This is a genomic window from Georgenia sp. SYP-B2076, from assembly GCF_003991205.1.
Taxonomy (GTDB): Bacteria; Actinomycetota; Actinomycetes; order Actinomycetales; family Actinomycetaceae; genus Georgenia.
Genome location: NZ_RXOZ01000032.1, coordinates 225,628 through 245,528, shown reverse-complemented (window position 1 = coordinate 245,528; position 19,901 = coordinate 225,628). Strand labels below are relative to the sequence as shown.

Sequence of the window (19,901 nt, the reverse complement as noted above, 5' to 3'; positions counted from 1 at the left end):
CTCAGCCGCGCAGCGCGATCCAGATCAGCAGCTGGGTGATCAGGAAGCCGCTGACGAGGTTCAGCCACAGGAACCGCCGCCACCCGCGGTTGGCCTCCTCGCTCCGCGCGTCGGTGAGCCGGCGGAAAGGCGCGACGCTGAGCACGTAGGCCAGCGGCACGAGCCCGGCGAGGGCCCCGGGCCAGCCCGCCCCGAGCATCACCGCCGCGGCGAGACCGTAGCCCGCCATGGCCAGGCGCACCGTGGTCCGCGCCCCGAGCCACGTGGCGACGGAGGCGATGCCCGCGGCGCGGTCGCTGAGGATGTCCTGCACGGCCCCGAAGGCCTGGGACGCCATGCCCCAGAGGAAGAACGCGACGAGGGTGGCCAGCACCGGCGCGCTGAGGCCGCCGCCCGCGAGGGCCAGCCCGAAGACGGCCGGGCTGACGAAGTGCGTGGCGGAGGTGACGGAGTCCAGCACCGGCCGTTCCTTGAACCGCAGGCCCGGCGCGGAGTACGCAATCACCGCGAAGACGCTGACGGCGAGCACGGCCGTGGAGGCGGCGCCCCCCAGCGCCACGAGGGCGACGAGGAACGGCACGTTCGCGGCCGCCGCCGCCCCCAGCGTCAGGCGGTGCCAGCGCCGCCCCAGCACGACGCCCTCGATGCCGCCCTTGCGCGGGTTGCGCAGGTCGGACTCGTAGTCGAAGACGTCGTTGATGCCGTACATCGCCAGGTTGTAGGGGACGAGGAAGTACACCGTCCCCAGCACGAAGGGCAGGTCGACCCGCCCCGCGGTGAGCAGGTAGGCCGCGGCGAACGGGTAGGCGGTGTTGATCCAGCTGACCGGCCGGGAGGCGCCGAGCAGCTGACGCAGCGCCGCCCGCACGCCACCCGCGCGGGTGACGTCAGTGCTCATCCCGGGCCCCCTCGCGGTCGGCGAGCCGTGCGGCGGGGTGCGGCTCGCCGGGGTGCGGCTCGCCGGCGTACGGCCGTCCGGGGTGCCGCGCCCCGGCCCGCGCGGCCCGGCGTTTCTCGCGCGCCCCCAGCAGCTCCCACAGCGCGGGCAGGGCCGCCGCGGCGGCGAGGGGCCACGCGAGGTCCTCGACCGGCGCCAGCCCCACCCGCAGGCCGGTGAGCGCGGCGGCCTCGTACCGGAACAGGTCCGCCGCGACCATGAGGCTGTCGAACACCACGGTCAGCACCAGCAGGCCCGCGGCGACGACGGCGCTCGCGACCCACCAGCGCCGCCCCGGCCGGGCCACGCGGCCCCCGGCCAGGGCCACGGCGCCGGCCCCCACCAGGAAGGCCAGGCTGAGCACCAGGTAGCTCATGCCGCCTCCTGGTCCGCGGGCCGCACCACGAACCGGCGCACCAGCGGGTGCGCCACCATCGTCAGGTAGCACAGGAACGTCACGAAGAAGACCTCCTCGAGCGGCAGGTGGGGGGCGAGCTCGATCCCTGTCATCGCCGCGCTGCCGCCGCGGCCGTAGATGCCGAGGCCGATCGCGCTGAGGTCCCAGACGAGGAAGAACACCACGCCCACCGCCAGCACGAGCGCCGCGCGGCGGGGCCGGTCCCACAGGAACAGCCGCAACCGCCGGTCCATCGCCGCCAGGCACGCGAGGGCGAGGAGCAGCACGCCGAGGTACTCCCACCCGGTCACAGCGGCTCCGCCAGGGGCGCCGTCGAGCGGTCCGAGCGCAGCCGCTTGAGCAGGATCTCCGCGCTGATCAGGCACATGGGCAGCCCGATCCCCGGGATGGTGCTGCTGCCCGCGTAGTAGAGCCCGTCGACCTTGCGCGAGGCGTTGCGCCCGCGCAGGAACGCGCTCTGCCGCCAGGTGTGCGCCGGCCCCAGCGCCCCGGCGGACCACGCGTGGAACTCGTCGGCGAAGTCGGCGGGCCCGACGGTGCGCCGCAGGACGATCCGTTCGCGCAGGTCTGGGACGCCCGCCCACGCGGCGAGCTGGTCGATGGCGGCGTCGGCAACCCGCTCCACCGCGGGGTCGCCGGCGCCGTCCCGGCCGCCGCGGCCCAGCGTGGCGTCGGGAGGCACCGGGACGAGGATGAAGAGGTTCTCCGACCCGGCCGGCGCCACGGCCACGTCGCTCCGGGACGGGGCGCACACGTAGATCGACGCCGGGTCCGGGACGCGCGCCCGGGGGCCGAAGATGTCCGCGAAGTTCTGCCGCCAGTCGGCGGTGAAGAACAGGGAGTGGTGCGCGAGCTGCGGCACGGCGCCCCGGACGCCGAGGTAGACCAGGACGGCGCCCGGCCCGGACTGGCGCCGGTCCCACCACGCCTGCGGGTATGTCTGGAGGTCGGGGGGCAGCAGGGTCGTCTCGACGTGGTGGAGGTCGGCCGCGCCGACGACGACGTCCGCGTCCAGCGTCCGCTCCGCCCCCGCGGCGTCGCGGTAGCGCACCCCGGTGACCCGGGCGCGCCGGCCCGAGCGTGCCGTCGTGATGGCGGTGGCGGCGGCCCCGGTGTGCAGGCGGGCGCCCTCGCGGCGGGCGAGGCCCGCGACGGCGCCCACGACCGCCGCGATCCCACCCTGCGGATAGAGCACGCCGTCAGCGAGGTCGAGGTGGCTCATGAGGTGGTACATGCTCGGCGCGCGGTCGGGGGAGGAGCCGAGGAACACGGCGGGGTACCCGAGGATCTGCGTGAGCCGGCGGTCGTGGAAGCGCCGGGCGACGAAGGACTCCAGGGACCGGGTGAGCAGGGAGAGCAGCCGCCCGCCGCGGACCAGGACCTCCGGGCGCGCGAGGGCCCAGAGGGACTGGAAGCTCGTGTAGAGGAACCGGCGCTTGGCGACGGCGTACGTGTCGCGCGCGGAGGCGAGGTAGCTCTCGAGGCGCGCCCCCGCGCCGGGCTCGATCTCCTCGAAGGTCGCCATGTTGGCGGCCAGGTCCGGGCGGATGTCCACCGGGGCGTCGTGGCCCTCGAAGAACACCCGGTAACCGGGGTCGAGGACGCCGAGGTCGAGCTGCTGGGCGGCGGAGGTGCCCAGCAGCCGGAAGAAGTGGTCGAAGACCTCGGGCATGAGGTACCAGGAGGGCCCGGTGTCGAAGCGGAACCCGCCGCTCTCCCACAGCCCGGCCCGGCCGCCCAGCTCGCCGCGCCGCTCGAGGACGTCGACGTCGTACCCGTCGCGCGCCAGCAGCGCGGCCGACGCGAGGCCCGCGATCCCGCCGCCGATGACGACGGCGCGCCGGCCCCCGCCGCCGGTCCCGGGCCGGCGGGGACGCGCCACGGCCGCCGACGTCGTCATGCCCGGCCCCCGGTCAGCACGGCCGCGGCGACGATCCCGGCCTTCACCGGTCCCGGCACGCGCACGCGCGTGCGCCGGATCTGCGCGGCCGGGGTGCGGCGCAGGCGGCGCGAGAGCGCGGCGAAGAGGTCGTGCGCGGCGCGCACGGCCGCCCGGCTGCTCGCCGGCAGCCGGGGGATCCCCGCGGCCGCGGCCGCGAGGTCGGCGTCGACGTCGTCCAGGAGCGCGTCCCGCTCCGCGTCGCGGAGCTCCTCGACGTCGATCCCGGGGAAGTACGTCCGCCCCAGCTCGTCGTGGTCCGCGGCGAGGTCGCGCAGGAAGTTGACCTTCTGGAACGCCGCGCCGAGGCGCCGGGCCGCGGGCGCGAGCGCGTCGTACGCCGCCGGGGCCGGCTCGTCGGCGAGGAAGGCGCGCAGGCACATCAGCCCGACGACCTCCGCGGAGCCGAAGACGTAGGTGCTCAGGCTGCCCGCGGTGTGCGTGGCCGTGGTGAGGTCGGTGGCCATGGAGGCGAAGAAGGGGGCGACGAGGTCGCGGCCGATCCCGCACTCCCGGGCGGTGCCGGCGAAGGCGTGCACGAGGAGGTTGGTGCTGTACCCGCCGTCCAGCGCCGCGTACGTCTCCTCCTCGAGGGCGGTGAGCAGGCGCCCGGCGCGGCGGGGGTCGGCCACGCCGGCGGGGCCGTCGACGATCTCGTCGGCCAGCCGGACCAGGGCGTAGATGGTGCGCACCCGGGTGCGCACGGGCTCGCGCAGGAGCCGGCAGGCCCAGGTGAAGGACGTGGAGTAGCCGCGGATGACGACGGCGGCGCTCGCGCGGGCGACGTCGTCGTAGAGGTCACCGGATCGTGGCTTGGCGAGGCGGTCGTCGACGCTCATGCGGCCCTCCGGGCAAGGTCGTCGGTCATCGAGGTCACCCAGTCCAGGAGGTCGGCGGGCAGCTCGAGTCGTTCGGCCACGCCGAGCGCCGCCGTCACGTAGCTGCCCGCCAGGTCCTCGATGAACCGGCGTGACCCGCAGCGGGTGAGCAGGTCCCGCGCCACCGCCGCGCCCGACGGCGTGAGCCCGCGGTCGCCGACGAACGGCGCGATCTCGGGCCAGGCGGCCGTGCTGCGCGCATGCGCGACGAGCGGGGTCACCTTGCCCTCGCGCAGGTCCGACAGGGCGCTCTTGCCGGTGACCGCCTCGTCGCCGAAGACCCCCTGGAGGTCGTCGAGCAGCTGGAACCCGATGCCCACCAGGCGCCCGAAGTCGCCCAGGCCGCGCACGAGCGGGGCGTCCGCGCCGGCCAGCACGGCGCCGGCCTGAAGGGGCAGCTCGAAGGAGTACACCGCGGTCTTGTGCTCCTCCATGGTGAGGATCTCGCCCAGCGAGACGGGCGCGAGGTCGAGGCTGAGGCGGACGTCGGCCAGCTCGCCGGCGGCGGTGACGTGCACGGCCCGGTCGACCAGCTCGAGGAGGCGCTCGGTGGTCCGCGGCGGCGCTCCGGCCAGCGCCGTCGCGCGGATCGCGGCGACGAGCGCGAGGTCGCCGGCGAGGATGCCGGCGGTGAGCCCGAAGGTGGCCGCGCGGTCCAGGGGGGCGCCCGAGGAGCGGGCGCGCTCGGTGAACGTGCCGGTGACGTTGGGCCGGCCGCGACGGGTCTCGTCGCCGTCGATGATGTCGTCGTGGATGACGAACGCGGTGTGCAGCAGCTCGATCGCGGCGCCGACGCGAGCGGCGAGGGGGAGGTCGCGGCCGCCCAGCGCGCCGTAGGTGGCGGTGACCAGGGCGGGCCGGAGTCGCTTGCCGCCCTCTCCGGCGCGGCCGAGGGCGAGCCAGAGCTGGTGGTAGTCGCCGTCGATGGCCTCCGCGTGCGCCGCGCCCTCGTCGAAGAGCTGCCTGAGCCGCGCGTCGACGGTGCTCATCCGGCCAGCTCCGTGACGCCCGCCGCGAGGCCCGCGGGGTCGACCTCGGCGAGCTCGCCGACCTGCGTGACCAGCCACGGGCTCAGCGCCCAGGGCGCCGCGGCCACCGCGCGGCCGAGCTCCTCCGGTTCGACCCAGCGCATCTCCATGACCTCCCGGGGGTGCGGGTGCGGTTCGGCCGTGGTCCACGCCAGGTAGACCGGGCAGAGCACATTCTCGACACGCCCCGACGGGTCTGTCGCGCGGTAGCGGAAGTGGGGCAGCGCGCAGACGAGGTCCGTCACGCCCACCCCGAGCTCGCGACGGGCCCGGCGGGCGATCGCCGCGGGGACGGGCTCCCCGGCGCGTGGGTGCCCGCCCAGGGCGTTCGTCCACACCCCGGGCCAGGTCGGCCTGGCCAGGGCGCGGCGGGCGAGCAGCACCTTCCCGTCCCCGCGGAAGAGGTAGCACGAGAAGGCGAGGTGGAGCGGGGCGTCCGGGCCGTGCACGGCAGAGCGTGGCGCGGCCCCGACCGGTGTGCCCCGCTCGTCGACCAGCACCACGTGGTCGGGGGGGCGACGGCGGGACGTGTGCATCTCGCTGCTCCTGGTAGGTGGGTGTGAGCGTGGCCGCCGCTGTCCGGACGGCGGGCGGCTATTTGCTAGCCGGGCTAGTAATAAGAGAAGGTAACATAGTCGTGTGGACAGGGACACCCCGGCGCCGGAGGCGCACTACTGGTACGACGGCGACGCGTCCGTCGTCGCCGTCCTGCACGCCGTGCGGCGGTTCCGGCGGGCCGACCAGGAGATGCGCCGCCGCATGAGCGAGGGCATGGACATGAACGTCACGGACCTTCAGGCGCTGCAGTTCGTCATCGCCGGCGAGGGGCGCGGCGAGGCCGTCACCCCCCGGCAGCTGAGCGCGCACCTGCGGATCTCGACCGCGTCGACGACCAAGCTCCTCGACCGGCTCACCGCGTCCGGGCACCTGGCGCGCTCCCCGCACCCGCGCGACCGCCGCTCGCTCGTCCTGACGGCCACCGCGCACGCCCACGACCAGATCCGTGAACGACTCGCGCACATGCACGAGCGGATGGCCGACGTCGCCCGCTCCGTGCCGCCGGAGGCGCGGGAGGCGGTGGTCGCGTTCCTCGCGGGCATGGCGGCGCTGCTGGACGAGGAGGGGGGCGCGGCGCCCCTCACGCCGCGGTGACGGCGGGCCCTGCGGGTGCGGGCCGCGCGCCGCGCGCCGGGACGGGCCGCTAGGCCAAGACGAGCACGGCCCGCCCCCTTGAGGGACGGGCCGCTATGCGGAGGCGAGAGAGGCCGCCGCCCGCAGGGGCGGGCCACTGTGCGGAGACGAGAGAGGCCCGCCACTCAAGGGACGGGCCTCTCTCGGCAGCGGGCGGTGCTCAGCCGATGCGGATGAACGTCGGGCTGGTGTGGGTGATCGGGCCCTCGGCCAGCGCGGTGCCGGGCTGGCGGGCCGCGATGTGGTTGCCGCCCCCGGTGTAGATGCCGACGTGGCCGGGCCACCAGACGAGGTCGCCGGGCCGGGCCTCGGCGGCCGAGACGGCGGTGCCGGCCGCCGCCTGCGCGCCCGAGCTGCGCGGGAGGTTGATGCCGAGCTCGGCGAAGACGAACTTGGTGAACCCGGAGCAGTCGAAGCCGCCCGGGGTGGAACCGCCGTAGACGTACGGGGTGCCCACGAACTGGCGGGCGAAGCTGATGAGGGCGCTGGCCGAGCCGAGCGGCGCGGGGGCGGCCACCTGGTCGGTGGCCGTCTCGGCGGCGGCGGAGCCGGTGGCTTCCGCGGTGACCGTGGCGAGGTCGGCGCGCTCGCCGGTGCGGGACGCGACCGGGGTGGCCCGCTCTGCCAGGATGGCGCGCTCGGGCGCCGGGGTGGCGCGGGCGGCGAGGGGCTCGACGCTCCAGACGACGCTCGCGGGCACGGTGACCGACGGCGTGGTCACCATGGCGGTCAGCGCCTCGGCGGTGACGGAGGAGATGTCAACCTTCGGCATCGCCGTCGTGGAGCCGGTGCTGGCGCCGGCCGACGTGGCGGCCATGGTCAGGACGAGGCCGGAGGAGGCGGCGGCGGCGAGGCCGCGCCGGGCGGCCGGGCCGGTGAGGCTCTGGCCGAGGGAGGACAGCGGGGTGGAGGGGCGACGCGCTGCCCGGTGGCGTGCGCCGCTGACGACGGTGGTGGTCACGAAGTGCCTCTCCTGCTGAGGGCCAGGTAGGCCCCACTCACTTCTGGAGGGGAATTTCCGGAAGCAAGGTGGACGTTATCGAACGTGGCGACAGATGTCACTTTTGGGTAACGCCGTCGCGCCGTCTGCCGCAGAACTGTGCGGCAAAGTCGCCCTCGGTACGGCGCGTCGTCGGCGGCCGGCACTCGGCGGTCCCGCCAGTTACCAGCATCAACGCTCCGTTACCCCGCAGGGACCTTCGCCCCCCTCTTGGGCGCGAGCGGTCAAGTACTAGCAGCCCACCTGAGCCGCCACCGGCGTCGACCGGTTGCTAACCAGCTCACCTGGGCCGGACCGGCGTCGACCGGTCGTACTCCGCCGGACGTGGTCGTAGATCGCGCGGAGTACGACTTCGTCCAGCCGGGCACGACCAGTGGTCAGGCGGCGCGAGTACTTGACCGGTCGGCGGGGGTGGGGCGCGAGTACTTGACCGGTCGGCGGGGGTGGGGCGCGTGTGCGTGCGCGGCGGGGCGGCGCGTGGGCGGGAGCGGGGGTAGTGGGCCGCTCAGGCCGACGGCGCGACGACCGCGTCGTAGAGGGCCTGGAAGCGGGCCTTGCGCCCGGCGTAGTGCTCCGCGTGAGCCGGGACGGGCTCGTACGACCCGCCGATCTCCACGGCCGCCCGAGGCACGTCCGGGGCGAGGACCTCCAGGGCGACGAGGGCGGTGCCGTGCAGCGTCGTGCGCTTCATGGTGACGTGGTCCACCGGTGCGCCGATGGCGTCGGCGAGCACCTGGAGCCACGTGGGCACGTCCTGGGTCACCCGGCCGCTGGCCACGATCCGCTGCGGCCGCCCGGCGGCCGACGCGAGCTGGTCGGCCACCCGGGCGTAGGCGAGCGCCACGCCCTCCATCGCGCCGCGCACCATCATGGCCGGCGTCGTCGCCACCGAGACGTCCGCCATGACCGCGCGGGCGTTCGCCGCCCACCCGGTGCTGCGCTCCCCGGTCAGGAACGGGAGCACCGCCGGCGTGGAGGGCTCGGGGGCCGCGGCCAGGACCGCGCCGAGGTCGGCGTCCTCGGGCACCTTCACCGTGGTCTCGAGCCAGGCGAGCACCCGCCCGACGTCGTTCAGGGCCCCGCCGAGCAGTGAGCGGGAGGAGTCCACGCGGTAGCACCACAGGCCGGCGGGGATCTCGTCGGGGATGCCGGGGGCGAGCACGCGCATCGCCCCGCTCGTGGCCGCGGCGGCCGCGATGGTGGACGCGTCGGCGGCGCCCGCGCCGACGTTGCTGGCGAAGCCGTCGGTGATGACCGGGAACCATGCCGCGCCGGCCAGCGCCGGCCAGCGCCGCCCGGCGGCGTCGCTCGCGGACAGCGGCCGGTCGGGGTCGCGGATCTCGGAGAGCTGCTCGGGACGCACGCCGCAGGCCGCGAGGAGCTCGGCGTCCCAGGCGCCGGTGCGCCGGTCGAGCATCCCGGTCCATGCCGCCGTCGACGTGCCCACCGCCGTCCGGCCGAGGATCTGCAGGTGGACGTACTCACCGAGCGAGAGCCACCGGTCCACGCGGGCGAAGGTCTCCGGCGCGCTCTCGCGCAGCCAGCGCAGCCGCGCGGGCAGGTAGCTGGTGTGCAGGCGGGTGCCGGTGCGCTGCTGGACTTCGCGCTCGTCGAGCTCCCGGCGCAGCGCGCCCACCTGGGGGGCGCACCGGGAGTCGGCATAGGTGAAGCAGGGGGTCAGCGGCCGGCCCTCGGCGTCCACGCCGACGAGCGAGGAGGCGAAGGTGTCCATCGCGACGCCGGCGATGCGTCCCGTCAGCGGTTCGACGGCGAGGGCGGTGAGGATCTCCTCGATCTCACGGACCACCTGGTCCGGGTCGATCTCGGACCTGCCGTCGGTCGCGGTGGTGAACTGGTGCGCCACCTTGTGCCTGCGGCCGCGCACCGGCCGGCCGGCGGCGTCGTACAGGCCGCCGCGGCTCGCGGTGGAGCCGACGTCGAGGGCAAGGACCAGCGGGTCGAGGGCGTCACCGAGGTCAACACGGATATCGGTCGTCGGCATGAGGCTCCTCGCGGGCGGACGGGACAGGGCGGCCTCATCCTAGGGCCGCCGAGGCCGGCACCCGGATCCTAGGGCCGCCGAGGCCGTGCCCGGCTCGGTGCCCGGCTCGGTGCCCGGCTCGGTGCCCGGCTCGGTGCCCGGCCCGGCGCCGTCAGACGGCGGCGGCGATCCTCTCGACGAAGTCGACCATCGCCTCCGCGACGGCGCCGAGGGTGCCGATGGAGCGCTGGGGGTCGCCGGCGAACTCGAGGCTGTGGTTCGCGCCGTCGATCTCGAGCACCTGGTGCCCGGTCGCGCGCGCGGCGTCGCCGTCCCACAGCTCGTCGTCCGTGCCGCCGATCAGCAGGGTGGGGGCCTCCATGCGGGCGAGGCCGTCGAGCACCTTGGGGTTGTGGAGCAGGGGCGTGAGCCAGATGCCGGGCAGCGCCATCTCCGCGGCGACGGGGATCGCGAGGCTGCCGAGGGACTTGCCGATGACCAGCCGCTTGGTCGCGACCTCCGCGTGGAGCTCGCGCCAGGCGATGTCGCTGACCATCGTGTTCAGGGAGTCGCCGTCGTCGGGCAGCTCGGGCCACCAGACGTTGCGCACGGCCCATCCGCTGTCGCGCAGGATCGTCCCGGCGTAGTGCAGCAGCGGCCGGTCGGGCGTGTAGCCGATGCCCGGGAAGAGCGTGGCCACCCGGCGCGCATCACCATCGAAGATCCTCACTGTGCTGACGATATCCGCCCGCGGGTCACCGCTTCGCCCCGACGCGCTCGGCGCGGCGATGCGGTTGGATGTCACACCGGACGCCCGGGGGACGTCTCAGTCGTGCATGTGGCCCTCGTGGGGGCGGTGCCCCGCCTGCTCGAGCTGGAACGTGGAGTGCGCGACGCTGATGGCGAAGTGCTCGGCCACGCAGCTCTGCAGCTCGTGGAGGAGCTCGGGTGCGTGGCCGTCGTGGAAGCAGTCGTCGTCGATGACCACGTGTGCGGAGAGGACGGGGAGCCCGGACGCGATCTGGGAGGCGTGCAGGTCGTGGACCCCACGCACGTGGGGCACGCCGAGGAGGTGGCGGCGGACCTCGTCGAGGTCGAGGCCGCGGGGGGTGGACTCCAGCAGCACGTTGCCGGTCTCGCGCAGCAGCATCACGGTGCGCGGCACGATGAGGGTGCTGATGAGGATGGCCGCGACGGCGTCCGCGCGGGTCCACCCGGTGGTGGCGATGACGATCGCGCCGACGATCACGGCCACGGAGCCGAGGGCGTCGTTGATGACCTCCAGGAACGCGGCGCGGAGGTTGAGGTTGGCGTGCCGTCCCCCCGCCAGCACCACGATCGACGCAAGGTTCGCCAGGAGGCCGATGACGCCGAAGACGAGCAGCCCGCCCGCGGACACCTCCGGCGGGTTCATGAGGCGGCGGACGCCCTCGACGAGCGCGTAGAGCCCGACGGCGAGCAGGATCGCCGCCTGGGCGGCGGCGGCCAGCACCTCCGCGCGGCGGAACCCCCAGGTGCGCTGGGACGTGGCCGGGCGCAGCGTCAGCGAGGCGGCCACCAGCGCGAGCAGGAGCCCGGCGGAGTCGGTCAGCATGTGGGCGGCGTCGACGAGAAGCGCGAGGCTCCCGGTCCAGATCGCGCCGACGACCTCCGCGACGAGCACCGCCGCGGTGATCGCGAAGGCGACCGCCAGGCGTGTGCGGTTCGCCTCGTGGTGGTCGTGCTCGTGGACCATGCCGCCCCCTTCTCCGGCAGCCATCATCTCGCGGGGTCGGGGGGCCGTGTCACGCGCCGGTGCTCGCGAACCCCAGGGCGCGTCCTCGTGTCGGGGGGGACGGCACGATTCGCTGGTCGGCATCTGGCCGGCGGTCGAGGCGACTGCGACGACGGACCCGTCCCCGCGCGCGAGCATTCCGGGCACCTTCGCGTCTCTAGGCTTCGTGGCTCCTCAGGCCCGGTGGGCGCAGCTGGCACCTTTCCAAGAGCCTCTCGAGCTCGCTGCCCGTCAGGTGGTGCTCTCGGGTCAGTTGGAGGTACACGGGGTCGAGCGTCTCGCCCTGCATGGCGCGGGCGTACTCCTCACGCGACGGCGTGGAGAGCCCGGCGTACCCGTGCTCGGCTGCACAGGGAAGGAAGACGTCCTCCAGGTGCGCGTAGACGGCGTCTAGCTCCTCATCGCTCAACGGGCGATCGATGTCCAGCCTCACGGGGTACCGCGCGTTACACACATAGCTCGCGAGGAAATAGGCGTCTTGCTGATCCTCTTCGTTGGATCCGTAGGAGTAACCATCGGCCTCCTGCTTCACGGGGAACCCTGCGTCTCTGAGACATTCGACCGCGATGTCGCTCGCGTCCTCCGGGTTGACCCATCTCACGACGTCCACGTCCGGGGGGTCGGTCAGCCCGGTTGCTGCGGCAGTCTCTGCGAGCAGCTCCTGCCGCCGTTCGAGATCCCAGTCCGAGGGAACGTACTCGTGGATGGGAGGGAGTGGAGTCAGGCCGGCGGGCGGAACCAAGCTGCAGCTGGAAACCCCGGAGAGCGTCGCTACCGACACCAGAGCCATCGCCAGCACGCGAGGTGGCACCCTTGCCATTGCCCCTCCCAAGGTCAGCAACCCGTGAAGACCCACATTAGTGGCCCCATTCTTGGTTGGTGGGCGTTAGACCGTTGATCGGCGCTCCGGGTGGGTCCGTCTCCAATGACGCGGGTGATTCTTGGTGACGCGGATCTTCTGGGGAATTCGTGATCCCGGAGAATGCACTGTGTCCCCAAGGCGTCGAGTGCTGTCATGCGACGACTTGACGACCTCACGAATGGCGGTTGCCCTCCGCCCGTACCACTGCATGCGCGGATGGATTACGCGGAGCTGCGACGGATCACGGACCCGGTCGAGGCTCACGGCCGAGCGCGGTGCGGCTTTGGGACCGACCGCGTGGCGGTGGTGCGTAGAGTGATGTCAACTCGGAGTCCACTCGGAGGTCGCAACGATGCCACGGGTCCGCGTCCATAACTTCAGCGTCTCTCTCGACGGCTTCGGTACCGGCGAAGGCCAGTCCCTGGACGCGCCCTTCGGGCACGCGCAGATGCGCCTGCACGAATGGGCCCTCGAGACGCTGACCTTCCGCGCGATGCAAGGCAAGCCCGGCGGCGGCGCCGGCGTCGACGAGGCCTTCGCCCGCAGCTGGAACCAGGGCATCGGCGCAGAGATCATGGGGCGCGGCAAGTTCGGCCCCCAGCACGGGGCGTGGACCGATGAGAAGTGGAAGGGTTGGTGGGGCGATAACCCGGTCTTTCACACACCGGTGTTCGTGCTCACCCACCACCCTCGTCCCGCCGTCCAGATGGAGGGCGGGACCACGTTCCATTTCCTCGACGCCAGCCCCGCCGAAGCCCTTGCGACCGCCCGCGACGCCGCCGGCGGACTCGATGTCCGCATTGGTGGAGGCCCCACCACGGTGCGCGAGTTCCTCGCCGCCGACCTCATCGACCACATGCACGTCGCTCTGGTGCCGATCGTCCTCGGCCGTGGCGTCCGGCTCTGGGACGGACTCGAAGGCCTGGAGCGCCGCTTCGACATCGAGTCCGTCACATCCCCGAGCGGCACGACCCACCTGACCTTCACCCGCCGCTAGGTGCCGCGGCCGCGAGGTCCTCGTGTCGGTGCCGTGCGGCAGGATTACCTCGGGACCACCTCACGAGACCGGCGGCCGGTGCGTCTACCTGGCGAGAGGAGCGGTTGATGACGACCTACACGAAGATCGACTCGCCGGTCGGCGAGCTCACGCTCGTCGGTGACGAGGGCGTGCTCACGGGCCTGTACATGGACGGTGGCCGCCACGTCCCTCCCGAGGCGTCCTTCGGGGAGCGGGACGACGCCGGGTTCGCCGAGGCTGCGGAGCAGCTGGGGGAGTACTTCGCCGGCGAGCGGCGCGAGTTCACCCTGCGCACCCGGACGGCGGGCAGCGAGTTCCAGCGGCGGGTGTGGGACGCCCTCACCCGGGTCCCGTACGGGCAGACCCGTTCGTACGGCGCGCTCGCCGCCGAGATGGGCCTCGTCCCCCAGGCGGTGCGGGCGGTGGGCGCCGCCAACGGGCGCAACCCGATCTCCATCGTGGTGCCCTGCCACCGGGTGATCGGCGCCGACGGCTCCCTGACCGGCTACGCCGGGGGGATCGAGCACAAGCGCTTCCTGCTCGACCTCGAGCGCCCGGCCGCGATGCGGGCGGCGACCTTGTTCTGAGCGCCGGCACCCTCTCCTTGACCGCCGGAGAGGACGCCGTGGCCGGGCGCTGCACCAGCTCACCCACAGCTACGGCTGCGCGGCCGTCACTTACGTCCTCGGCGAAGCGTTCGGCGCGTCGGTGGTCTGACCGCGCCCGTCGAGCACCCGGGCGGCGATCATCTGACCGATCGGCAGGGAAGAGGTGGCGGCAGGGGAGGGGGCGTTGGCCACGTGGAGCTGGCGTGCGGTCTGGCGCAGCAGGAAGTCCTCCACCACAGAGCCGTCCCGCAGGAGGGCCTGCGCACGGATCCCGGCTACGTGTGGGCGTAGGTCCGCCGCGGTGAGGTCGGGGCAGTACTTGCGGGCCTGCGCCAGATAGCCCGCCTTGACCACGGAGTTGAAGGCCTCGACGACGCCGGTGCGCAGGTTGGCCCGGGCAAACTTCCACATGCCGGGGAAGCGGGCATAGTCGGCGACGTCCCTGAGATTCACGGCGGCCTTGGGATAGCCCTCGCGGGCCAGGCCCAAGACAGCGTTTGGACCGACGGTGATTCGCCCGTCGATGGTGGGGCTGAGGTGCACGCCGAGGAAGGGAAGCTCAGGGTCGGGCACCGGGTAGATGAGGTGGGTGACCAGGCCCGCGCGCTCGGGCGGGAGCTCGTAGTACTCCCCGCGGAAGGGGATGATGCGGAAGTCCGGCTCCACCCCGCCCAGGCGCAGCACCCGGTCCGCCTGCAGGCCGGCGCATGCGATGAGGCGACGTGCGCGGAAGCCGCGGCCGGGGGTGTCGACCTCGACGGCGTCGGCGCCCTCACGGATGGCGGTGACGGGGGTGGCGGTGTGCACCTCCCCGCCGGCGGCACGCACGTCGTCGGCCATGGCCCGCGTGACGGCGCGGTAGTCCACGACGCCCGTGCTGCGCACCAGTAGTGCTTCACGGCCGGTGACGTTGGGCTCTAGCTCCCGCAGCCGGGCGCCGTCGACCTCTTCGACGTCGATGCCGTTGACACCCGCCCGGTCTCGTAGGTGATGCAGCCGGGCGACCTCGACGTCATCGGTGGCGACCACCAGCTTGCCGATGGTGGAGTACGCGATGCCGTGCGAGTCGCAGAAGTCCTTGGTGGCTTTCTCCCCCGCGCGGCACAGCGTGGCTTTGAGGGAGCCGGGCGCGTAGTAGATGCCGGCGTGGATGACGCCGGAGTTGTGGCCGGTCTGGTGCGCCGCGAGCTCGGCCTCCTTCTCCAGCACCGCCACCTTCGCACCGGGCTGGGCGCGCAGCAGACTCAGGGCGGTGGACAGGCCGACGATGCCGCCGCCGATCACGACGAAGTCGTACGTCATTTATGCCCCCTCGAGGAGGAAGTCGGCGCCCGCGGCGGTGCAGATACCGGCGAGCAGGTCCAGGAGAGCGTCGCTGATGGGAATGCCGTGCTCGGACCGCTCGGCGCGGGCGAGGCGCTCGGGGTCGCCCGCTACCAGCACCGGCCGGTCGGGCGAGGTGCTGGGGTGCACGTGGAGGGTGTCCACGATCTCCGACACCGCTGGCCGGAAGGTCTCGGCGCCACCGAACGCGGCCGGGTCGATGGCCAGGCAGAAGTGGCCGATGTCGTCGGGGCCCGGCCGGCCCTTCTCGGGCGCGAACAGCGCGCCGCTGAGCGCGCCGGCGAGGATCTGGACCATCACTCCCAGGCCGTAGCCCTTGTGGCTCGACAGCGCCTCCGTGCCGCCGAGGGGCGTGAGGCCGCCTTCCTCCTGTGCGCGCAGCCGCGCGTGCGCGGCGTGCGGGTCCGTGACCGGCAGGCCCTGCCCGTCAAGCACCCATCCCGCCGGCAGGGGCTTGTCGAGGAAGTCGTAGACCTTGACCTTGTTCACCGCGACCGAGCTGGTCGACATGTCCAGCAGGAACGGGCGCTCGGGGTCGGTGGTGGGCGCCGCGAAGGCGATCGGGTTGGTGCCGAGCAGCGGGGTGGATCCACGTGTGGGCACCACGGCGCGGGCACGGGTAGTCGTGGTGACCAGCCCGACCATGCCGGCGTCTGCGGCGATCCGGGCGTAGTACCCGGCGGCGCCGAAGTGATGTGAACGGTGGACCGCCACGGCGCCCATACCGGCCGTCCGGGCCTTCGCGACCGCCAAAGCCATGGCCTCGGCGGTCGTGGGGTGCCCCAGGCCGTCCTGGGCGTCGAGCAGCGCGGTGGTGGCGGTCTCGTGGACCACGAGTGGGCGGGCGGCGATGTCCATCCGGCCCTCGTCGACCAGGCCCTGGTAGCTCGGCAGCATCGAGATGCCGTGCGAGTCGATCCCGGCGAGGTCGGTGTCCACCATGACATCGGCCGACACCGCCGCGAGGTCTTCGGGCATGCCCCACGCGTCGAGTACGGCGAGGATCTGCGCGCGGACGACCTCGGGGTGGAACCGGCGCAGGGCGGCCTTGGTCGCCGCCTGCCCGGGCGGCGCTGCCTCGCCCGTCGGTGTCGGGATGTCGTCGGTCTGAGCAGTCACCGGATTACCTCCGTGGTGTCGAGGGTCGAGTTCGAGCCCGGCACGGGCGGCATCTTCGACGGGCGAGCGGCTGTGGTAGCCGATCGTGCGCCCGACGCGCTCCAGACGGCGGGCGACGGCGCGGGCGATGCGACGCGGCCGGCCGGGGACCCGACGGGCGTGGTCACGTGCGGGGGCTGGGCAAACGTCATTGGTGAGCTCCTTCGGCAGTGTCCGCACGCTAACTGTCGGTGCCATACCCGTCCAATACTGGAGCGACATCGCGCGATGCCGTCCGGGCATCGCCCGGGCGGCCCGCGAGTCCGCCGTCCGCCGTATCCGGACGGGCGTCGGTGCCATACCTGGACGGCATCGTGCGATACCGAGGTTGTGTTGGACAGGTATCGGTCGGGATGGAAGCCTTACCCCAGCAATGACGCCAGGAGAACCAATGACGTGCTTCTGACAGATGGAGGCGCAGACGACGATCGGCTCCGGGCCGGGAGATCCGATCTCGATACGGTTTCGCGTCGTCCGGTGACGGTTACATCGTGACGGCACCGTTCGAGCAGTCGTCATCGCCGCCACCATCTACATCAGCAGCAGCACCGGCACCACAGACCTTCCGTCCACCGCCGTACAGGGAGAAACACATGTTGAGCACCTCCACCCGCCGCAAGCGCGCCGCCGCTGCCGCCCTCGCCGGGCTGACCGCCCTCGTCCTCGCCGCGTGCGGCGGCGTCCAGGGTGGCACCGGAGCCGAGGAAGCGGCGCCCGACTACCCGACCGGGCCCGTCGAACTGACCGTGCCGTTCAGCCCTGGCGGTGCGACCGATCTCATCGGCCGGGCCTTCGCCAAGGCCGTGGAGAAGCCGCTGGGCGAGTCCATGCCCGTGGTCAACCGCGAGGGCGCCAACGGCGCTGTCGGCGGCAAGGAGGTCCTCGGGCGCAAGGCCGACGGCTACAGTCTCGTGTTCCTCCCGCAGAGCCTCATGGCGATCACGCCCCTCGCGGTCGACGACGCAGACCCCATCGCGCTCGAGGACATGGACATCGTCACGGGCGTGACGCAGGAGGACTACGTCCTCGTCGTGAACGCCGAGACCTCTCCCTACCAGACCGTCAAGGACCTGCTGAGCACCCCGGGCCTGAGCTACGGCAACACCGGGGTGGGTAGCGGCAGCCACCTGTCGGCCGCCGCGCTCACCACGCGGTCGGGTGTGGAGCACAACACCGTGCCGTTCGAAGGCGGTGGCCCGACGGTGACGGCGCTGCTGGGCTCCCAGGTCGACGCCGTCTCGATCCAGCTGCTCGAGGCCATGCCGCACATCGACTCGGGTAAGTTCCGCCCGCTCGTGGTCTTCGCGGCCGAGCGCAGCGAGTACCTCCCCGACGTCCCGACCGCCACCGAGGCCGGCTTCGACGTCGTCGTCGAGCAGCGCCGCTTCGTCGCGGCCCCGGCCGGGTTGCCGGACAACGTGCGCAGCCACCTGGCGGAGTCCTTCGCGACGGCGTTCGAGGACCCGGCTTACGGCGACTTCATCAAGAACAACTACGCCTCGCGCTGGGAGGTGGGCCCGGAGGAGGCCAAGAAGGCGCTGGCGGAGGCGAAGGAGCAGTACGCCACCCTCGTCGACGACCTCGGCATCGACCTGAAGAGCGGGTCGTGACGACGACACCTTCCACGGCCGGCGGCGCGGGGATCGCGTCGCCGGCCGAGCCGGACGCGGTTCCTGTTGCTGACGAGCCCGAGCAGCTCAGGCCCGGGGGCACCGTGCTTGCCACGGTCGCGGCCGGCGCCGTCACCGCGCTCGGGGCCGCAGGTGCCGTGCTGGCCTGGCGGCTCGGTCTCGGTCGGCTCGGCAACCCGGGATCGGGCATGTGGCCGTTCGCGCTCGGCGTTGTGATGACGCTCATCGGGCTGGCGCTGCTGCTGCGGGTCCGCACGACCGCCGACACCGAGCAGTTCACCCGGGGCACCGTGGGTGTCGTGCTGGGCACGGCCAGCCTCGTCGCTTTCGGGCTGCTCTTCGAGGTCGTGGGCTTCGAGATCCCCACCGCGCTCCTGCTGGTCGTGTGGCTGAAGGTGATCGGCACCGAGACCTGGCGGTCGACGGCCGCGATCACGGTCGGGGCGGTTGCCGCCCTGCACCTGGGTTTCGTCGGCTTGCTGAGCGTCAACCTGCCGCACCTCATCGCCTGGTAAACCCCGCGATCGCCCGGTCAACCCCGCGCCCGGTCGCCCGGCGCACCGCGGTCAAGAAGAGGAACCTATGGACATCATTCAGACAGCGGTGGAGGGGTTCGCGGTCGTCTTCGAGCCGCAGAACCTGCTCTTCTGCCTTCTCGGCGTCACGGTCGGCATGCTCATCGGCGTGCTGCCCGGGCTCGGCTCCGCCGCAACCATCTCCATCCTGCTGCCGATCACCTACAGCGTGGACCCCACCACTGCGGTGATCATGCTCGCCGGCATCTTCTATGGCGCGCAGTACGGCGGGACCATCACATCGGTGCTGCTCCAGCTGCCGGGTGAGGCCTCCAGCGTCGTCACGGCGATCGACGGGTACAAGATGGCCCGTCAGGGGCGGGCGGGCTCGGCGCTCGGCATCGCCGCGATCGGCTCCTTCGCCGGCGGAACGGTGGCGATCCTGGGCCTGACAGTGGTTGCGCCGCTCGTCGCCGGCTTCGCACTGAAGTTCGGGCCACCGGAGTACACGGTGCTGGCGCTCCTGGGCATCCTGCTCGTCGCCAGTCTGGGCAACGGCTCGGCCCTGAAGAATGCCGCCGCCGCAGCGCTCGGGCTCCTGCTGGCCACAGTGGGCCGCGACCCGTTGCTCGGAGCCAACCGGTTCACGTTCGGCAGCGACCAGCTCGCCGACGGGTTCGACTTCGTCATCATCGCCATGGGCCTGTTCGGCGTCGGGGAGCTCCTGTACAACCTCGAGCACCGGGCCCGTCCCCAACCGGCGATCCCGTCCTTCGGCAGGGCGCTGCCCACGCGCGCCGACGTGAAGGAGTCGCGCGGCGCCATCGCCCGCGGCTCAGCGATCGGCTTCTTCCTCGGCGTGCTGCCCGGGGGCGGCGCGGCGATGTCCTCGCTGGTCTCGTACGCCGTGGAGAAGCGCACGTCGAAGACGCCGGAGCGTTTCGGCCGTGGTGCCATCGAGGGCGTCGCGGGTCCCGAGACCGCGAACAATGCTGCGGCGACGTCGTCCTTCATCCCGCTGCTGACCCTCGGCGTGCCCGCCAACGCCACGATGGCGGTGCTGTTCGGCGCACTGCTCCTGCAGGGCATCACGCCCGGACCGCTGCTGATGTCCGAACACCCCGACGTCTTCTGGGGTGTCGTGAACTCGATGTACATCGGCAACATCTTCCTGCTGATCCTGAGCATCCCGCTGATCGGCGTCTTCGTGAAGATCCTCAAGGTTCGGACCGATGTCCTGGCGGGACTCACCGTCCTGATCGCGATGGTGGGCGTCTACACAGTCCGCAACAACGCCTTCGACATGCTCGTTGTCGTCGGCTTCGGTGTGCTCGGCTACCTGATGAAGAAGCTCGGCTTTGAACCCGGCCCGCTGGTCCTCGCATTCGTGCTGGGCGGCTTGCTAGAGACCTCCTTCCGCCAGTCCATGCGGATGTTCGGCGGGGATGCCACGACCTTCTTCACCCGGCCGATCTCCGGCGTGCTGCTTGCGCTGGTCTTCCTGCTCGTCGTGGTGCTGCCCGTGGTTCGCGCCCTGCGCGCCCGCCGGGCCGGCGCCCCCGCAGACACCGCAGACACCGTCACCGTCGGCCGCTGACCAGCCGTCACACCCCACAAGG

At 72.9% G+C, this 19,901-nt stretch carries 20 protein-coding genes; 6 read left to right on the top strand and 14 right to left on the bottom strand.

Annotated features, from left to right (window positions below; all coding sequences use genetic code 11):
* Position 1 precedes the first annotated feature (1 nt).
* The 7 genes from EJK16_RS13880 to idi are packed head-to-tail and all read right to left on the bottom strand — an operon-like array spanning position 2 to position 5,736.
* On the bottom strand, positions 2-898 hold the full coding sequence (locus tag EJK16_RS13880) for a prenyltransferase (RefSeq protein WP_127130283.1): 897 nt from the start codon (positions 896-898) through the stop codon (positions 2-4).
* Positions 888-1,313 (bottom strand): lycopene cyclase domain-containing protein, encoded by a 426-nt coding sequence (locus EJK16_RS13875; RefSeq protein ID WP_127130281.1) that lies wholly within the window; start codon positions 1,311-1,313, stop codon positions 888-890. The genes EJK16_RS13880 and EJK16_RS13875 overlap by 11 nt, the downstream gene beginning before the upstream one ends.
* Entirely contained in the window at positions 1,310-1,645 is a 336-nt protein-coding gene (locus EJK16_RS13870) for a lycopene cyclase domain-containing protein (protein WP_127130279.1), read from the bottom strand. Before EJK16_RS13870 ends, EJK16_RS13875 begins: the two co-directional genes overlap by 4 nt.
* Positions 1,642-3,255 carry a phytoene desaturase family protein gene (crtI, locus tag EJK16_RS13865; protein ID WP_127130277.1) on the bottom strand — a complete coding sequence of 538 codons (1,614 nt, stop codon included), beginning with the start codon at positions 3,253-3,255 and terminating at the stop codon, positions 1,642-1,644. The genes EJK16_RS13870 and crtI overlap by 4 nt, the downstream gene beginning before the upstream one ends.
* Positions 3,252-4,133 carry a squalene/phytoene synthase family protein gene (locus EJK16_RS13860; RefSeq protein ID WP_127130275.1) on the bottom strand — a complete coding sequence of 294 codons (882 nt, stop codon included), beginning with the start codon at positions 4,131-4,133 and terminating at the stop codon, positions 3,252-3,254. Before EJK16_RS13860 ends, crtI begins: the two co-directional genes overlap by 4 nt.
* Complete coding sequence (locus EJK16_RS13855) at positions 4,130-5,161, bottom strand: polyprenyl synthetase family protein (protein ID WP_127130273.1); 1,032 nt, start codon at positions 5,159-5,161, stop codon at positions 4,130-4,132. The genes EJK16_RS13860 and EJK16_RS13855 overlap by 4 nt, the downstream gene beginning before the upstream one ends.
* Positions 5,158-5,736: an isopentenyl-diphosphate Delta-isomerase gene (gene idi / locus EJK16_RS13850; RefSeq protein ID WP_127130271.1), complete on the bottom strand. Its 579-nt coding sequence runs from the start codon at positions 5,734-5,736 to the stop codon at positions 5,158-5,160. The genes EJK16_RS13855 and idi overlap by 4 nt, the downstream gene beginning before the upstream one ends.
* Before the next feature lie 103 nt (positions 5,737-5,839).
* On the opposite strand from idi, the gene EJK16_RS13845 reads away from it, so the two are divergent.
* On the top strand, positions 5,840-6,352 hold the full coding sequence (locus EJK16_RS13845) for a MarR family winged helix-turn-helix transcriptional regulator (protein ID WP_240646065.1): 513 nt from the start codon (positions 5,840-5,842) through the stop codon (positions 6,350-6,352).
* A gap of 199 nt (positions 6,353-6,551) precedes the next feature.
* On the opposite strand, the gene EJK16_RS13840 is transcribed toward EJK16_RS13845, so the two are convergent.
* From EJK16_RS13840 to EJK16_RS13820, 5 genes are all read right to left on the bottom strand, one after another.
* Complete coding sequence (locus EJK16_RS13840) at positions 6,552-7,352, bottom strand: C40 family peptidase (protein ID WP_240646064.1); 801 nt, start codon at positions 7,350-7,352, stop codon at positions 6,552-6,554.
* Positions 7,353-7,896: 544 nt separating this feature from the next.
* Complete coding sequence (locus EJK16_RS13835) at positions 7,897-9,393, bottom strand: gluconokinase (protein WP_127130269.1); 1,497 nt, start codon at positions 9,391-9,393, stop codon at positions 7,897-7,899.
* Between the two features lie 151 nt (positions 9,394-9,544).
* Positions 9,545-10,102 carry an alpha/beta hydrolase gene (locus EJK16_RS13830; RefSeq protein ID WP_205739767.1) on the bottom strand — a complete coding sequence of 186 codons (558 nt, stop codon included), beginning with the start codon at positions 10,100-10,102 and terminating at the stop codon, positions 9,545-9,547.
* 96 nt (positions 10,103-10,198) lie between these two features.
* Positions 10,199-11,107, bottom strand: a complete 909-nt coding sequence (locus tag EJK16_RS13825) for a cation diffusion facilitator family transporter (protein ID WP_240646063.1) — start codon at positions 11,105-11,107, stop codon at positions 10,199-10,201.
* 196 nt (positions 11,108-11,303) lie between these two features.
* Positions 11,304-11,945: a hypothetical protein gene (locus EJK16_RS13820; RefSeq protein ID WP_127130265.1), complete on the bottom strand. Its 642-nt coding sequence runs from the start codon at positions 11,943-11,945 to the stop codon at positions 11,304-11,306.
* Between the two features lie 415 nt (positions 11,946-12,360).
* On the opposite strand from EJK16_RS13820, the gene EJK16_RS13815 reads away from it, so the two are divergent.
* Both EJK16_RS13815 and EJK16_RS13810 read left to right on the top strand, forming a co-directional pair.
* On the top strand, positions 12,361-13,005 hold the full coding sequence (locus EJK16_RS13815) for a dihydrofolate reductase family protein (RefSeq protein WP_127130263.1): 645 nt from the start codon (positions 12,361-12,363) through the stop codon (positions 13,003-13,005).
* Between the two features lie 107 nt (positions 13,006-13,112).
* Positions 13,113-13,613: a methylated-DNA--[protein]-cysteine S-methyltransferase gene (locus EJK16_RS13810; protein ID WP_127130261.1), complete on the top strand. Its 501-nt coding sequence runs from the start codon at positions 13,113-13,115 to the stop codon at positions 13,611-13,613.
* A gap of 90 nt (positions 13,614-13,703) precedes the next feature.
* On the opposite strand, the gene lhgO is transcribed toward EJK16_RS13810, so the two are convergent.
* Both lhgO and EJK16_RS13800 read right to left on the bottom strand, forming a co-directional pair.
* On the bottom strand, positions 13,704-14,936 hold the full coding sequence (gene lhgO, locus EJK16_RS13805; RefSeq protein ID WP_127130259.1) for an L-2-hydroxyglutarate oxidase: 1,233 nt from the start codon (positions 14,934-14,936) through the stop codon (positions 13,704-13,706).
* Positions 14,937-16,097: an Ldh family oxidoreductase gene (locus EJK16_RS13800; RefSeq protein WP_205739766.1), complete on the bottom strand. Its 1,161-nt coding sequence runs from the start codon at positions 16,095-16,097 to the stop codon at positions 14,937-14,939.
* A 632-nt stretch (positions 16,098-16,729) separates the two neighbouring features.
* On the opposite strand from EJK16_RS13800, the gene EJK16_RS13795 reads away from it, so the two are divergent.
* The 3 genes from EJK16_RS13795 to EJK16_RS13785 all read left to right on the top strand — a co-directional run bounded on the left by EJK16_RS13795 (position 16,730) and on the right by EJK16_RS13785 (position 19,879).
* On the top strand, positions 16,730-17,746 hold the full coding sequence (locus EJK16_RS13795; RefSeq protein ID WP_127130255.1) for a tripartite tricarboxylate transporter substrate binding protein: 1,017 nt from the start codon (positions 16,730-16,732) through the stop codon (positions 17,744-17,746).
* On the top strand, positions 17,743-18,282 hold the full coding sequence (locus EJK16_RS13790; RefSeq protein WP_164737350.1) for a tripartite tricarboxylate transporter TctB family protein: 540 nt from the start codon (positions 17,743-17,745) through the stop codon (positions 18,280-18,282). The genes EJK16_RS13795 and EJK16_RS13790 overlap by 4 nt, the downstream gene beginning before the upstream one ends.
* Positions 18,283-18,349: 67 nt before the next feature.
* Positions 18,350-19,879, top strand: a complete 1,530-nt coding sequence (locus EJK16_RS13785; RefSeq protein WP_127130251.1) for a tripartite tricarboxylate transporter permease — start codon at positions 18,350-18,352, stop codon at positions 19,877-19,879.
* Positions 19,880-19,901 lie beyond the last annotated feature (22 nt).

Excerpts from the sequence above, each read along its gene's own strand:
- lhgO (WP_127130259.1), bottom strand. The coding sequence starts at position 14,936 with ATGACGTACGACTTCGTCGTGATCGGCGGCGGCATCGTCGGCCTGTCC.
- EJK16_RS13860 (WP_127130275.1), bottom strand. The coding sequence starts at position 4,133 with ATGAGCGTCGACGACCGCCTCGCCAAGCCACGATCCGGTGACCTCTAC.
- EJK16_RS13815 (WP_127130263.1), top strand. The coding sequence starts at position 12,361 with ATGCCACGGGTCCGCGTCCATAACTTCAGCGTCTCTCTCGACGGCTTC.
- idi (WP_127130271.1), bottom strand. The coding sequence starts at position 5,736 with ATGCACACGTCCCGCCGTCGCCCCCCCGACCACGTGGTGCTGGTCGAC.
- EJK16_RS13835 (WP_127130269.1), bottom strand. The coding sequence starts at position 9,393 with ATGCCGACGACCGATATCCGTGTTGACCTCGGTGACGCCCTCGACCCG.
- EJK16_RS13810 (WP_127130261.1), top strand. The coding sequence starts at position 13,113 with ATGACGACCTACACGAAGATCGACTCGCCGGTCGGCGAGCTCACGCTC.
- EJK16_RS13795 (WP_127130255.1), top strand. The coding sequence starts at position 16,730 with ATGTTGAGCACCTCCACCCGCCGCAAGCGCGCCGCCGCTGCCGCCCTC.
- crtI (WP_127130277.1), bottom strand. The coding sequence starts at position 3,255 with ATGACGACGTCGGCGGCCGTGGCGCGTCCCCGCCGGCCCGGGACCGGC.
- EJK16_RS13825 (WP_240646063.1), bottom strand. The coding sequence starts at position 11,107 with ATGGTCCACGAGCACGACCACCACGAGGCGAACCGCACACGCCTGGCG.
- EJK16_RS13855 (WP_127130273.1), bottom strand. The coding sequence starts at position 5,161 with ATGAGCACCGTCGACGCGCGGCTCAGGCAGCTCTTCGACGAGGGCGCG.
- EJK16_RS13875 (WP_127130281.1), bottom strand. The coding sequence starts at position 1,313 with ATGAGCTACCTGGTGCTCAGCCTGGCCTTCCTGGTGGGGGCCGGCGCC.
- EJK16_RS13785 (WP_127130251.1), top strand. The coding sequence starts at position 18,350 with ATGGACATCATTCAGACAGCGGTGGAGGGGTTCGCGGTCGTCTTCGAG.
- EJK16_RS13880 (WP_127130283.1), bottom strand. The coding sequence starts at position 898 with ATGAGCACTGACGTCACCCGCGCGGGTGGCGTGCGGGCGGCGCTGCGT.